The sequence below is a fragment of the Asticcacaulis solisilvae genome (assembly GCF_052327315.1).
Lineage (GTDB): Bacteria > Pseudomonadota > Alphaproteobacteria > Caulobacterales > Caulobacteraceae > Asticcacaulis > Asticcacaulis solisilvae_B.
Genome location: NZ_CP166196.1, coordinates 3,725,258 through 3,738,922, shown reverse-complemented (window position 1 = coordinate 3,738,922; position 13,665 = coordinate 3,725,258). Strand labels below are relative to the sequence as shown.

12 protein-coding genes are annotated in these 13,665 nt (G+C 64.7%); 4 read left to right on the top strand and 8 right to left on the bottom strand.

Annotated elements, in window-relative coordinates; genetic code table 11:
• Positions 1–98: 98 nt before the first annotated feature.
• Genes AB8717_RS17565 through AB8717_RS17555 form a run of 3 tightly spaced genes read right to left on the bottom strand, consistent with a single transcriptional unit; the run spans position 99 to position 1,684 of the window.
• A complete protein-coding gene (locus AB8717_RS17565; RefSeq protein ID WP_443748611.1) occupies positions 99–689 on the bottom strand; it encodes a peptidylprolyl isomerase in 591 nt (196 codons plus the stop codon).
• A 6-nt stretch (positions 690–695) separates the two neighbouring features.
• Positions 696–998, bottom strand: a complete 303-nt coding sequence (locus AB8717_RS17560) for a YciI-like protein (RefSeq protein ID WP_443748610.1) — start codon at positions 996–998, stop codon at positions 696–698.
• The gene (locus tag AB8717_RS17555; protein WP_443748609.1) at positions 995–1,684 is read right to left on the bottom strand and encodes a peptidylprolyl isomerase; all 690 of its coding nucleotides are present in this window, start codon (positions 1,682–1,684) and stop codon (positions 995–997) included. The genes AB8717_RS17560 and AB8717_RS17555 overlap by 4 nt, the downstream gene beginning before the upstream one ends.
• A gap of 170 nt (positions 1,685–1,854) precedes the next feature.
• Here AB8717_RS17555 and AB8717_RS17550 point away from each other — a divergent pair, with 170 nt between their 5' ends.
• The gene (locus AB8717_RS17550) at positions 1,855–2,115 is read left to right on the top strand and encodes a GlsB/YeaQ/YmgE family stress response membrane protein (protein ID WP_443748608.1); all 261 of its coding nucleotides are present in this window, start codon (positions 1,855–1,857) and stop codon (positions 2,113–2,115) included.
• Positions 2,116–2,194: 79 nt separating this feature from the next.
• Here AB8717_RS17550 and groL read toward each other — a convergent pair whose 3' ends face one another.
• Together groL and groES are read right to left on the bottom strand one after the other, a co-directional pair.
• Positions 2,195–3,841, bottom strand: coding sequence for a chaperonin GroEL (gene groL / locus AB8717_RS17545; RefSeq protein ID WP_443748607.1), 1,647 nt, complete (start codon positions 3,839–3,841; stop codon positions 2,195–2,197).
• 49 nt (positions 3,842–3,890) lie between these two features.
• Complete coding sequence (gene groES / locus AB8717_RS17540) at positions 3,891–4,181, bottom strand: co-chaperone GroES (protein WP_443748606.1); 291 nt, start codon at positions 4,179–4,181, stop codon at positions 3,891–3,893.
• 158 nt (positions 4,182–4,339) lie between these two features.
• Here groES and AB8717_RS17535 point away from each other — a divergent pair, with 158 nt between their 5' ends.
• Entirely contained in the window at positions 4,340–4,555 is a 216-nt protein-coding gene (locus tag AB8717_RS17535; RefSeq protein WP_443748605.1) for a hypothetical protein, read from the top strand.
• Positions 4,556–4,694: 139 nt separating this feature from the next.
• Here AB8717_RS17535 and AB8717_RS17530 read toward each other — a convergent pair whose 3' ends face one another.
• On the bottom strand, positions 4,695–9,434 hold the full coding sequence (locus AB8717_RS17530) for a DUF3320 domain-containing protein (RefSeq protein ID WP_443748604.1): 4,740 nt from the start codon (positions 9,432–9,434) through the stop codon (positions 4,695–4,697).
• Positions 9,435–9,569: 135 nt separating this feature from the next.
• On the opposite strand from AB8717_RS17530, the gene AB8717_RS17525 reads away from it, so the two are divergent.
• Together AB8717_RS17525 and AB8717_RS17520 are read left to right on the top strand one after the other, a co-directional pair.
• Positions 9,570–11,273: an O-linked N-acetylglucosamine transferase, SPINDLY family protein gene (locus tag AB8717_RS17525; protein WP_443748603.1), complete on the top strand. Its 1,704-nt coding sequence runs from the start codon at positions 9,570–9,572 to the stop codon at positions 11,271–11,273.
• Positions 11,270–12,262 carry a hypothetical protein gene (locus tag AB8717_RS17520; RefSeq protein ID WP_443748602.1) on the top strand — a complete coding sequence of 331 codons (993 nt, stop codon included), beginning with the start codon at positions 11,270–11,272 and terminating at the stop codon, positions 12,260–12,262. The genes AB8717_RS17525 and AB8717_RS17520 overlap by 4 nt, the downstream gene beginning before the upstream one ends.
• Here AB8717_RS17520 and AB8717_RS17515 read toward each other — a convergent pair.
• Both AB8717_RS17515 and AB8717_RS17510 read right to left on the bottom strand, forming a co-directional pair.
• On the bottom strand, positions 12,250–13,101 hold the full coding sequence (locus AB8717_RS17515) for a hypothetical protein (protein ID WP_443748601.1): 852 nt from the start codon (positions 13,099–13,101) through the stop codon (positions 12,250–12,252). The genes AB8717_RS17520 and AB8717_RS17515 overlap by 13 nt on opposite strands.
• Complete coding sequence (locus AB8717_RS17510) at positions 13,098–13,664, bottom strand: GNAT family N-acetyltransferase (protein WP_443748600.1); 567 nt, start codon at positions 13,662–13,664, stop codon at positions 13,098–13,100. The genes AB8717_RS17515 and AB8717_RS17510 overlap by 4 nt, the downstream gene beginning before the upstream one ends.
• Position 13,665: the final 1 nt, after the last annotated feature.

Below are 13,665 nucleotides of genomic sequence, written 5' to 3'. Positions count from 1 at the left end.
ATTGCGCATATATGATCAATTGGCAAGGCCGGATCAAAATCACGCACGACTCATCACCCCGAGCCAGCCCGGGTGAAGCCATCGCACGGCTTTGGACATCAGGGAACGCGGCGGGCCGAGACGATCTTGACGGGGGCGGCCAGCATCTGGCCCTTCATATTGTCGTCGCCCTTCTTGTGCTGGACGGTCTTGCCAGCCAGGATCGACCTGACAACGTCCATGCCCGACACGACGTGACCGAAGGCGGCGAAGCCGAGATTGTCACCCGACGGGTCTTTCCCTGCGTCGAGGAAGGTCATGTCGCCGACGCAGATGAAGAAGTCTTCCGACGCTGTGCCCGGGGCATAGCGCGCCATCGAGATCGTGCCGTCGACATTCGACAGGCCGGTTTTCTTCGTCGATTCATGAGCGATCGGCGAATAGGGACGCTCTCCGCCGCCGGCCTGGACCAGGCCCTGTTCCGGCGTATAGCGCAGGGCGCGGTAGAAGACCGTGTTGTCGAACTTTTGCGTATCGACATAGTGCAGGAAGTTCTTGACCGTGACCGGCGCCTTCTTTGCCTCGAGCTCAACGACAATCGTGCCCTTGGTCGTCACGATGGAGACGCGCGGATGATCGGGATCGGCGGCCAACGCAGGGTGCGACAGGGCCAGGACGGCGAGGGCGGCAATCAGGCTGCGGCGGATCATAAGCGACTATACCTTTACCTTCGTGGCGGCATCGTGGCCGACGACCGTGGTCCATTTGCGGACCGTCCAGGACTTCACCAGCCCGTTGAGGACATAAGGATCGTTGCGTGCAAACGCTTCGGCGGCGTCGGGCGTTTCGCTGTCGAACAGCAGCACGCCCGTATCGGCGGGATCGGAAAGCGCTCCGGCCAGGACCATATCGCCGCGGTCGACCGAGGCCCATGCCGCCTTCAGGTGCGCGTCGCGAAACTCAGGCCTGCGTTCGAGATAGTCCTCGACGAAATCGTAGAACAGCAGGAAGTGGCTCATGACACGCGCTTTGCCGAAATGATCTTGACCTGCTTCGCCAGGGTCTGGCCCTGCCATTCGCCGGGCGCGGCCTTGGCCGTGGAAATCTTGCCGTACAGGATCTTCTTGACCACATCCATGCCCTTGACGACGTGCCCGAAGGCGGCAAAGCCGGCATTGTCACCCTTGGGATCGCGGCCGGCATCCATATAGGTCATGTCGCCGACGCAGATCGTCCATTCGTTCGACGCGGTGCCAACGGCGTAGCGCGCGGTCGAGATCGTGCCGTTGACGTGCGACAGGCCCGTCTTGGTCGTCGGCTCGTGCGGGATGGGCGGGTAGGTGAAGCCGTTGGCCGTGGCCTGGATGAAGCCGGCGCCGGTGCCCGACTTCATGGCGCGGTAGAAGTTGCCGCCGTCGAGCTTGTGCGTATCGACATAGTGCAGGAAGTTGGCGGTGGTCGTCGGCGCGTGCTTGCCGTCGAGCTCGACGACGATCTCGCCCTTGTCGGTCAGGATCGAGACGCGGGCCGTGTCTGGCGGTGTGGCAAGACCGGTATCTTCCAGCGTCGGCGCCTTCTTCGGCTTGGGAGCGGGGGCGGGGGCTTCCGCTTTCGGCGGCTCGGCCGGCTTGGAACAGCCCGTCATGACGCCCGTAATCGCGACTGCCGAAAGGGCCAGCACGCCGGCCAGGAATTGACGCCTCATGGTCTCGCTCCGCTTATCCTGCGCTCTTTATCGAAACTCGCGGGCCGCTTGGCAAGAGAAAGCTTGCTGAAAGCTTACGAACGCGAGGCCCATCCGTAATCCCGATTTCCGCCAAGGGACGTTATGGTTGCCCATCGCCGCACGCCGCGGGGAACTGTGGAGATAACATCATGGACATTCAACCTGTAGGCTGGTTAACGGCCATCATCGTCGGCGCCCTTGCCGGCTGGATTTCCGAGCAGATCATGAAGTCGCATCAAGGCCTGCTCATGAACATCATCATGGGCATTATCGGCGCTGTCGTCGCCAATGCCCTGCTGGCCATGTTCGGCATCGCGCTGGGCGGGGTCGTCGGCTACCTGATCGCCGGTATCGTCGGCGCCTGTATCCTGATTGCCATCGGCCGCATGATGCGAGGCCGGACGGTATAAGCGGTCTTTAAAACCCGGATACAAAAAGAGCGGGCCTCGCGGCCCGCTCTTCTGCGTTTGGAGTGCTGGTACACAGGACTTAGAAGTCCATGCCACCCATGCCGCCCATTCCGCCGCCGCCCGGCATGGCCGGCGCTGCGTCCTTCTTGGGCGACTCGACCACGGCGGCTTCCGTCGTGATCAGCAGGCCCGAGACCGAAGCCGCGTCTTGCAGCGCGGTGCGGACGACCTTGGCCGGGTCGATGACGCCGTCGGCGACCAGGTCGACATACTTTTCCGTCTGGGCGTTGAAGCCGTAGGTCGGGCTGTCGTTGCCGAGAACGTTGTTGACGACGACCGAACCTTCGACGCCGGCATTTTCCGAGATCTGACGGATCGGAGCCTGCAGGGCGCGGCGGACGATGGCGATACCGGCCGTCTGGTCGTCATTGGCGCCTTCGAGGGTTTCGAGGGCCTTCGACGCCTTGAGCAGCGCCGTGCCGCCGCCCGGAACGATACCTTCGTCCACGGCCGCGCGGGTGGCGTTGAGCGCGTCGTCGACGCGGTCCTTCTTTTCCTTCACTTCGACTTCGGTCGAGCCGCCGACGCGGATGACCGCGACGCCGCCGGCCAGCTTGGCCAGACGCTCTTGCAGCTTTTCACGGTCGTAGTCCGAGGTGGTTTCCTCGATCTGCTTCTTGATCTGCGCGACGCGGCCTTCGATGTCGGCCTTGTCACCGACGCCGTCGACGATCGTGGTGTTTTCCTTGGTGATCGTGACCTTCTTGGCGCGGCCCAGCATGTCGAGCGACACGGTTTCGAGCTTGATACCCAGGTCTTCCGAGATCACTTCGCCCTTGGTCAGGACGGCGATGTCTTCCAGCATGGCCTTGCGGCGGTCGCCGAAGCCCGGCGCCTTGACGGCGGCGACGCGCAGGCCGCCACGCAGGCGGTTGACGACCAGGGTCGCCAGCGCTTCGCCTTCGACGTCCTCGGCGATGATCAGCAGGGGACGGCCCGACTGAACGACGGCTTCGAGGATCGGCAGCATGGGCTGCAGCGACGAGATCTTCTTGTCGAACACCAGGATGTACGGGTCTTCGAGGACCGCTTCCATCTTGTCCGGGTTGGTGATGAAGTAGGGCGACAGGTAGCCGCGGTCGAACTGCATGCCTTCGACGACATCCAGCTCGGTTTCGGCGGTCTTGGCTTCTTCGACGGTGATGACACCTTCGTTGCCGACCTTTTCCATGGCCTTGGCGATCATTTCACCGACTTCGGTGTCGCCGTTGGCCGAGATGGTGCCGACCTGGGCGATTTCCGAATTGGTCGTGACCTTCTTCGACGACGCCTTGATCTGCTCGACGACGACGCCGACGGCCTTGTCGATGCCGCGCTTCAGGTCCATCGGGTTACGGCCCGAGGCGACCGACTTCAGGCCTTCGACGGCGATGGCTTGGGCCAGGACCGTGGCGGTCGTGGTGCCGTCACCGGCCTTGTCGTTGGTCTTCGAAGCGACTTCGCGGATCAGCTGGGCGCCCAGGTTTTCGAACTTGTCCGAAAGTTCGATTTCCTTGGCGACGGAAACGCCGTCCTTGGTCGAGCGCGGGGCGCCGAAGGACTTTTCGAGGATGACATTGCGGCCCTTGGGACCGAGCGTGACCTTCACCGCATTGGCGAGGATGTTGACGCCGCGCAGGATCTTGTCGCGCGCGTCGGAAGCAAACAATACGTCTTTGGCAGCCATTGTTTCGTTCCTTTAAACTGAGATTGGAAAATAGGACGGTTGCGCGCGATTACGCGACGACAACGCCCAGGATGTCGGATTCCTTGAGGATCAGCAGGTCTTCGCCGTTCAGCTTGACCTCGGTGCCGCCCCACTTGCCAAACAGCACGCGGTCGCCGGCCTTGACGTCGAGAGCGACTTGCTCGCCCTTGTCGTTACGGTTGCCGGGGCCGACGGCGACGACTTCGCCTTCCTGCGGCTTTTCCTTGGCGGTGTCGGGGATGATGATCCCGCCCTTGGTCTTGGCTTCTTCTTCGATGCGCTTGACCAGGACGCGGTCGCCTAACGGGCGAAAGCTCATGATATGTCCTCCATTTGAGTGGGTTTGTTAGCAGTCCCCCGCGGGGAGTGCCAACGACACCCGGGAGGTAGTCTCGGGGTCCGGCGGAGTCAAGGGGCGGGACAAAGGGAAAATTGTAGAAAACTTGCGCAGGCCCGGTCGACGCCCATCTTTTGCCGATGAGCACATTCCTCTTTATTGTCGTTTTCGTCGTCCTCGCCGTGCTGGCGGCCATGTTCGGCCGTCGCATAGGCAAGGGCCTGCGTCACGGCATCGGTATCGGTATGATGCTGTTGGGTTTTGGCCAGGTCATCGACCCGCCGCAGCGCCACGGCACGGAGTCCGTCGAAAACGACCGGGACGAATCGGAAGCAGGGAAGGGCGAAAAGAAGTAGCGGCGCGTTTCTCCTTCCTACGCGCAGCGTGGGGAGGGGGACCCCGAAGGGGGGGAGGGGGCCTCTTTCTTTAGCTTCGTCCCCTCCGTCAGCTTCGCTGACACCTCCCCATTTTCAATGGGGAGAAGGATTCTTTCGCCTACCCCACCGTCAGCAGGTCGCCTTTTTGCACCAACTGGCCATCTGCCGTCAGCGCGCTGACCCGCTCCTCGATCCGCGTCCGTAAGGCCGCCGAGGTCGAGCCGAAGCCGAACAGCCGCGCCACCGCCGGGATCAGGTCGTCCCGCGCAGCGCCGTAATTGTCGCCGACGATCTTCAGCACCGCCGCATCGATCTCGGCCGGCGGCAGCATTTCCGGCTTGCGCAGATTGGCTGACGTCACGCGCGAACGGTCGCGGATATGGATCTGGCTGTCCGGCACGCGCCAGAAGCCGTCATCCTCATCGATGACGCCCTGCGCCTGGTTATAGGCCAGGGCCGCGGCCACGAGGCTTTTCAGCTTCGGCGTCGTGCGCGGCAGGCCCCATAGCGACCGTACGCGCGTGACGACCTCATCTGCGTGGACAGGGTCTTCCTGCTCGACGATCGGCAGGACGATATCGGCCATGTCGGCGATCGACAGGTCGCCCGGATCGCGGCGGCGGTTCACGGCGAACGCCGCCTCGGCATAGTAGAGGCGTTCGGGCGCGTCCCCGGCTTCGGCTGGCGGCGCCAGGGCCTCGGCGACGGCTAGCGGTGTCACGGCCTCCGCCGCCGGCACGGGGGCGTGCGCATCGCGTTCGCGCCACTCGGCCTTCGCGCTATCGATGGCCGCCTCCAGCTTTTTCAGCTCCTCCTTGGGCCGCAGATACCAGTCGGCGCTCCAGACGCGATGGATGATCCAGCCGTGCGCCTCCAGAACCTGCTGGCGCAGGCGGTCGCGGTCGCGCGCCGACCGCGACGCATGGTATTGCGCGCCGTCGCATTCGATGCCCAGCACGAAGCGGCCCGGCCTTTCGGGATCGGCGATGGCCAGGTCGACACGGAATCCGGACGCCCCGATCTGTGTGCGCACATCATAGCCCAGGGCGCGCAGACGCGAGGCCACCTGGTCCTCAAACAGGCTGTCGGTCTCACTGAGGGCATCCGCCGCTGTCTCGAAACGTCCGGTCTCGGCGAAGGTCATGAACAGTTTCAGCGCCGCCACGCCGCGCGACGGCGTGCGCTCCAGGTCGATATCGGCACCGGTGAAGTTGGCGAAGACCTCGCAGCGCAGCTTGGCGCGCGAGATCAGGACATTGAGCCGGCGTTCGCCGCCTTCGCCCGACAACGGCCCGAAATTGTGCGCCAGGTTGCCCTGCTCGGTCTTGCCATAGCCGACCGAGATGAAGATGACGTCGCGCTCGTCGCCCTGGATGTTTTCGAGATTCTTGACGAAAAACGGTTCCGCGCGGCCTTCGTCGAAGAAGGACTCGCAGTCCGGATTCCCTCGCCGCAGCAATTCCAGTTCCTTCAGCACCGCCTGGCGCTGCGACACCGAGAAGGTCGCGACGCCCAGGGATTGCTGCGGATTTTGCTGCGCATGGGCGATCACGGCCTCCGCGACGATCCTGGCTTCCTTCGGATTGGTCCGCGTATTGCCGCGGTCGTAGGCCGTGTCCTTCAGCCAGTGGAATTTCAAACCCATGCCGGCGACCGCATCGAACGGCGACGGCACGATGAACAGGCGGTTGTCGTAGAATTCGCGGTTCGACACGGCGATCAGCGACTGGTGCTTCGAGCGATAATGCCAGCTCAGCATACGGTGGGGCGCGCCCTTGGCCAGGCACAGGTCCAGGATGCTTTCGGCGTCGCGCGCCGCGATCGTCACGCCGTCGTCGTCTTCCGGCGCGTCGTCGCCGGTCAGCGTCTTGAAGAAGGCGGTCGGCGGCAACTGGCGTTCGTCGCCGACGACGGCGATCTGGTCGACGCGGGCAATGGCGCCCAGCGCGTCCACCGGCTCGATTTGCGACGCCTCGTCCATGACCAGCAGGTCGAACTGCAACGCGCCGGGTTTCAGGAACTGCGCCACCGAAAGCGGCGACATCATGAAGACGGGCTTCAGGTCCTGGATGGCGGCGCCGGCCTGTTCCAAAAGCACGCGGATCGGCTTGTGCCCGCGCTTCTTGGCAAGCTCGGCATTGAGCACGCCCAGCGGCCCGATGCCCGCCGAGCCTTTGGGCCGGTCTTCACCGTGACGCACGGCGATTTCCTGCTTGGCCAGTTCGATGCGTTGGGAATCCAGCCGGCGGAAATCGGCCACTTTTCGGGCCTGGCCTTCGCCGTCGAAGGCTTTCAGCTCGGGCCAGGCTTCGAACAGCACGTCGCGCAAGACCTTGGCGTAGGCGCCATCGAAGGCCGGGACGATGTCCTCGCCATCGAGCCCGCCGCCATGCACGGCCTCGACGATCGGCACGGCCCCCAGGCTAGCCAGTTTGCGGCCGCGTGCCGCAAAGGCGATGTAGCGGCTCAAACCTTCCAGGTCACCCGACCACGCGCGGCAGCGTGCATCGAGATCGGAGATGACGACCTTGCGCGCCTCGTCAACACCGAAGGCGCGGGGAAGATCGAGGGTCAATTGGGCAGCCAGGCCGTCAAACAGGGTCGTGACCTCCGTCATCGCGGTGTAGAGCGCCTGGCGTGTCCGGTCGGCGTCGTTCAGGGCCGCATCATCGAGCCCCGCCAGTTTCGGCCAGACCTCGGGCGGCAGGTCGGCGTGCGACTTGCGCCAGTTCAGCACATTGGCCAGGGATTCCCACTGGCTGTCGGCGCCTTGCCACAGGCGCCCGAAGGCCTGGCCCTGTTCGCCCATGCCGGCCATGGCGGCCTCGGTTTTTTGCAGCGAAATGATTTTGTCGACCAGCTTCAGCCGCGCATCGGGGTCTTTCGGCAGAATCCCGCGCAGATACGAACGCAGCAGTGCGATCTGGCGCTTGTAGTCACCGTCGAGGAAGCGGAACAGGTCGCTGCTCTTCGTCGCGATGGCGGTGCGGATGGCGCTGTAGTCGGCGTCGCGCCCGGTCTCGTTGACCAGCGGCAGGACGTCGACGCGCTGCCGCGTCAGGGACTCTCCTGTTTCGATGAGCTTGTCCAGCGCCTTGACGTTGGTCCACGCCGGATGTGGAAACGCCAGGCGGTCGGCGTCGCGCGGCAGCGGCGTCAGTTGCAGCCAGGCCAGGGAGCGCTTGAAATCGTGCAGGACCTCGGGCGGAGGCGCAGCCAGAAGGCGCGTCGCGACCTGCGCTTCGGTCAGGGCGGCTGCGATCGCGATCTGGAGCTTGCCGATGTCGCGCGCGACGGCGTCGCGTTCCGACGGATCGAGCGGGTCGCACGCCACCCCGCGCCACGGATGCTGCGTCGGCTGGCCGACAATGGTGCGGCGTTCGGCGAAGTCCTCCGCCACGGCCCGGCGCTCGGCCACATCGCGGGCCGTCCAGCCGCGTGCGCCGTCGAGCGCGAACTCGCCGCCGGGCTCGCCGTCGCCATGCCAGCCCGCCAGCCGCACCAGGATCTGCTGCGGTGACAGGCCCGACGGAGCAAGCGGTTGATGCAGACGGTCCGCGAAACCGTTGAGATCGCCGGTGACGGCATCCAGCTGTTCCGGAACCGTGGCATCGACACGGACGGCGGGCGTGGCCGCCTCCCGGGTGCGCTTCAGCTCTTCCAGCACGGCACGCTTGTTGACCTTGTTGGAATGCAGTTCCAGTGTCAGCGGCCCCAGGCCCACGGCCTTGAGACGGCAATGGACGACGTCGAGCGCCGCCATCTTTTCGGCCACGAACAGCACCTTCTTGCCTTCGGCGGCCGCGCCGGCAATGATGTTGGTAATGGTCTGCGACTTGCCGGTGCCCGGCGGTCCCTTGACGACCAGGGTGCGGCCGCCGACCACTTCGGCGATGGCGACGGCCTGTGACGAATCGGCGTCGACCACGTGGCGCTGCCCGCCCGGTGGCAAGGTGTCGTCGATAGGCTCATCGTCGCCGACCAGCGGCTGGCTTTCCGGGAAGCCGTCGCGCAGGATGGCGGTGATCATGGCGTGCTGCTCGATCGCCCCCGCTGGCCATGTATCGGGATCGAGGTCGCGGTACATCAGGAACTTGGCGAACGAGAAGAAGCCCAGCACCATGGCGTCCGGAAGGACTTCCCAGCGTTTTTTACCTTTCACGGTTTCGGAGATTGTCGAAGCGTAGGCGCCAAGATCGACCTCGTCCTCGTCCGGAAAGTCTTCGATGACCAGGCCGAACTCCTGCTTCATCTTGGCTTGCAGGGTCAGGTTGGGCGAGGGTGGCTCGTCGCGGCCTTTGAGGTGAAAGCGGTCGGCGGCGCTGGAACGCTCAAGCCGCACCGGCAACAGCACCAGCGGGGCATGGCGCGCGATATCCGACGCGTCATCGTCGTACCAGCGCAGCAAACCGAGCGCGAGGTACAGGATATTGACGCCCTGTTCCTCCTCGAAGGTGCGGGCGTCGTACCAGATGTCGAACAGGCGCTTTTGCAGGCCTTCCGACGTCAGGCGCGTCTGTAGTTTCGAGTCCGTATGACGCGCCGCGCGGCCTTTCTCGTCGGTCTTTTCGTCGCCGGGCTGTGGGATGCCGCCAGTCTCGCGATCCTCAGGATCGAGCGCGGCCTTTTCTTCGGCCGTGAGGTCAACGCCCGGCAGAAAGGTCATCGCCTTGCCGTCGGACAGCAGGCGGAAGACCTCGGCCGCCTTTTCGTCGACGATCTCGACCACGCGATTATTGCGCGTCCTGAGCGGCACATTCAGCAGCCGGTTGCGTGTCGACAGGTCGAGCAGGGCGTGCCGCTCCTTCAGCAGCCGTTCCCGGATCGAAATGCCTGTCGTCGCGCTGTCGTCAGCCATGGAATTTCCTCGTCTTTTCGCGTGCTACGCTAGTTTAGCGAATTGGCTTTGTACAGCCTGCGCGGCCCTTCAAAACACGGTTCGTTAACCGTCTGAAACTATGTTTCGAATCTGCAATCACAACGGACACTGGCCATGACCGCCGATCCCGCCCTGCTCGAACGCGTATCCGCCAATCTCGCTGATTTCCGGGCGGCGCTGAAGGATGGACGGCCGGCTGACGCGCTTATCGCTACCGACCGGCTGGTCGAGGATCTGCCGCAGTCGGCCGAGGCCTGGTACTGGAAGGCCAGCGCGCATATCGCCGCCTGCGACGAGATGGGCGCCGCCGCCGCTTTCGATGTCGCCAACCGCGCCCAGGTCTACGATCTGTTCGATAGCTTACAGATCGATGTGCAGCGTTTTCTCAAGGACCCGGCTTACAATATCCAGATCAGCCAGGTTGCCTACGGCAACAAGCTTCCGGCGGTCGCCTCGATCTTCGGCATGCAGGCGATCAGCCAGGGTGTGACCGATCCGCAAGTCCTGGTTCATCACGGCCTGTCATTCCAGCACCAGGGCCGCATGGACAAGGCCTTCACCGTCTTCCGTGATGCCGCATCGATGCACGCGCATATGGGCGTCATGCAATTCTATCTCTATGCCTGCTTCTTCATGCCGAACGGTTTCGAGCTTTATGCGCGTGAGGCGCGCAACTGGGCGGCGCGCTTCGGCCGTTTCGCGGCTCCGCCCATGCCGCGCGCGCCTCTCGAGGGCCGCCGCCTGCGCATCGGCTATGTCGCGCCGGGCATCATGAAGACGCAGCTGCGCCAGTTCCTGACGCCGGTGCTGGACGCACACGATTCCAAATCCGTGGAAGTGATCCTCTACGTCCACAATCCCGCCGACGAACAGGGCGCGACCTGCGACCGCATGGTGGCCACCGGCGGGATGGACGACGACCAGCTGACCGAGCTGATCCGCAAGGACCAGGTCGATATCCTGATCGATACCTGGGGCCATACGGCCGGCAGCCGCATGGGGGTCTTCGCGCGCCGCGCCGCGCCGGTGCAGATCGCCTGGATCAACTTCATCCAGACGACGGGCCTCGGCACCATGGACTATGTCCTGCACTGCGATTCCATGGCGGCGCCGGGCACCGATGCGCTGTTCAGCGAGACCGTTTTCTCGATGGGGGCGGTGACCATCCCCTATCGCCCGTCCATGGTTCCCGCCGCGCCCGCCCCCACGCCGGCGCTGCAAAGCGGCGTCGTCACCTTCGCCTCGTTCAACCACCCGGCCAAGTTCAGCGCCGAGACGATCAAGGCCTGGGCGCGCATCCTCAAAGGCTGCGACAATAGCGTCCTGCTGCTCAAATACGCGTATTTCAACGACCCGGTCATCCAGCGCACCTTCCGCGCCCGCTTCGAAGCTCATGGCGTCGATCCCGAACGCGTCGTCTTCGAAGGCTTCTCGCTGGGCGCCGAATATGCGCAGTCGTTCACGCGCATCGACCTGGCCCTCGATCCGTCGCCCTGCCCGGGCGGCACCACGACCTGCGACGCCCTGGCTAACGGCGTGCCGGTCCTGACCCTGGCCGGCGACAACTTCTACGCCCGCATCGGCCTGCAGGCCATGAGCTATCTCGGCGTGCCGGAACTGGTGGCTTCGTCCTGGGACGACTATGTCGAAAAGGCCGTGGGGCTTGGCAACGATATCGCGCGGTTGAACGAAATCCGCGCCGGTATCCGTGACGCCTTCGAAGCGTCGCCGATCCGCGATGAACAGGGCTTTACGCGTCATTTCGAGACCGTGCTGGTCGATATGGCCGGCCGCGCCGCCGCCGTGAAGGTCGCGTGACAAAAGGGATAGGCAGCGTCCTGCCGCCGCCCGCCCCAGGTGTGCGCGTCCCTTCGCTTTTTTCCGAAATGACCGCCGGGCGAAACTGGCGCGGCTTCCGTACGGCGCGGGGTGCGCTGAAGGCGCTGTTGCGCCATCGCGGCATCAAGCGGCTGTGGCTGCCGGCCTATGTCTGCACGACTCTGGTCGAAGGCGCGGGCGACTATGAGGTCCGGTGGTACGCGACGGGGGACCGTCTGGAGATTTCGCCCGAGGCGCTGGATGGCGTCGCTGCGGGCGACGCTGCCGTCATCATCGACTATTTCGGCCGCAGCCCTTCTGACGCCGTAAGACGGCTGGCCCATAACACCGAGGTCTTGTGGATCGAAGACCGCGCCCAGGCCATGGCGCCCGACGCCGCTCCGTTCGGCGAAGTCATCCTGCACAGTCCGCGAAAGGTCTGGGGTGTCGGTGACGGCGGCCTCCTGGTCGGTGACGACCTGCCTGATCCGGCCGGGGCAGGGAACGACAACGTCTTCGCGCCCAACGACCTGCGTGCCGCCGATCCTGACGGGCTGGATCCCGCGCCGTGGTTCAGCGCCTTCCGGGCGCGTGAAGCGGCCTTTGATCCAGCGCCCCTGGCCATATCGGCGCGTACGCTTGACACTTTGAAATCGGTCGAGCCCGCCACCGAGATTGCGGCGCGCAAGGCCAACTGGGCCGTGCTGGCCGAAGCGCTGCCCGACATTGCCCTATGGCCCGTGACGACGCCTGATTTCTCGCCGATGGCCTTTCCGGTGGTCGTGAACGATGCCGCCGCGCTGGCGGCGCACATGGCGGCCAGTCGCATCTGGTGCGCGCGCCACTGGGCGGAACTGCCGTCGCCGCAAGGCTTTGCGGCGGAACACGCGCTCAGCGGCCGCTGCCTGTCGCTGCCGCTCGACGGGCGCTACGATTCCGATGATATGGAAAGGATTGTCGCGACAATTCGCGAAGTCTACCCGCGATAGGCCGGGAAGAAGGCTGAACTCTTGTCCGCCGCCAGCCGGTCATAGGCCTCGCGGTCGAGCACGGCGCCACAGACGTGAGCGGCCGTCCGGCTGTTGGCGAAACCCTGCTTGAACTGGAAAAGCCCGCTGTCCTCGGCGCCGAAGGCACCCGGCCCGCCGCCGAGATTGATCACGCCCTGATCGCCGAAATGCGTAATGGCGGCGTCGTACAGCGCAAACGCCGCGCCGTTCTTGTAGCCCAGTTCATTGCACGCCGTCAGGTGGTTATAGACGATGCCGTCATTGGCGAACCACAGAGTCATGCCCGCCATCTCGTCGCCGACGAAGGCGGCAAAGGCCGTGATGTCGTCGTACTTCGCCAGGACGTCGAAATATCCGGGCTTGAAGGCCGCCATGCCGGTGACGCCACGGCTTTCGACCAGTCCGGCATAGAGGATGTTCCAGTCGGGCAGCCAGCGCGCCAGCCTGCCCTGTTCGATGCGGCAGCGGCGGTGGCCGCGCCGGATGCGCTCGCGGTGGTGCGCCGACGGCTCAAACGCCCCGTCGATCAAAAGGTGCGTCTTGAAGGCCGTCACCTGGTCGAAATGCGGGCGGAAGGCCTCGATATCGTGGGCCAGGGGATCCGGAACGATAACCAGCGACACCAGGCCGTGGGCGCGCAAATCTTCCAGCCCTTCGGAAATATCGCCGCTGATGATCGCCATGGGGTAGGACCCGACGGCGTCGTGGCCGCCGTCGGCGATGTCGCGATCGACCACGGCGGTCGACCATGACGGCACGGCGACCGCCGTACCCAGCGCCGCCACATAGTCGTCGCGGGCGTAGGCGTGCCGGGTCACGGCGCCGCCCAGTAGTCGGTTTCCGCCAGCAGCTCGCGGTAATCGTCCTGCGTTACGCCGACGATGATGCGGTCCCAGTGCCGGCCCTGGCGGAAGTGCCAGCCGCGTTGGCGGCCTTCTTCCTTCCAGCCGCACTTGCCGACATAGAGCTTATAGGAGGCGATATTGTATTCGATGATGTCGCCGTCGAGCCGGTTCAGCCGCAGCTCGTCGAAGGCGTAGCGCATGGTCGCCATCACCGCGTCGCGGGCATAGCCCTTGCCACGCGTCGCTTCGGCGCCCAGCATCATGCCGTGGAAGGCATTGCCGTTCTTCATATCGATATTGACGATATTGGCGGTGCCGATCAGCGCGCCCTCATCCTTGCTGACGATGGCGTAGCGATGATTGTTGGCGTCGTGGCCCAGCCCCTTGAACCAGGTTTTCGTCGATTCGAGGTTCGAGGCGAAGCGCCAGCCGCCAAGGTGTTGCCACAGCTCGGGATCGTTGGCCCAGGCGTGCAGTTGCGGCAGGTCGCCTTCCTCGATGGCGCGAAGGATGACGCGTTGGCCGTGGATGTTCATG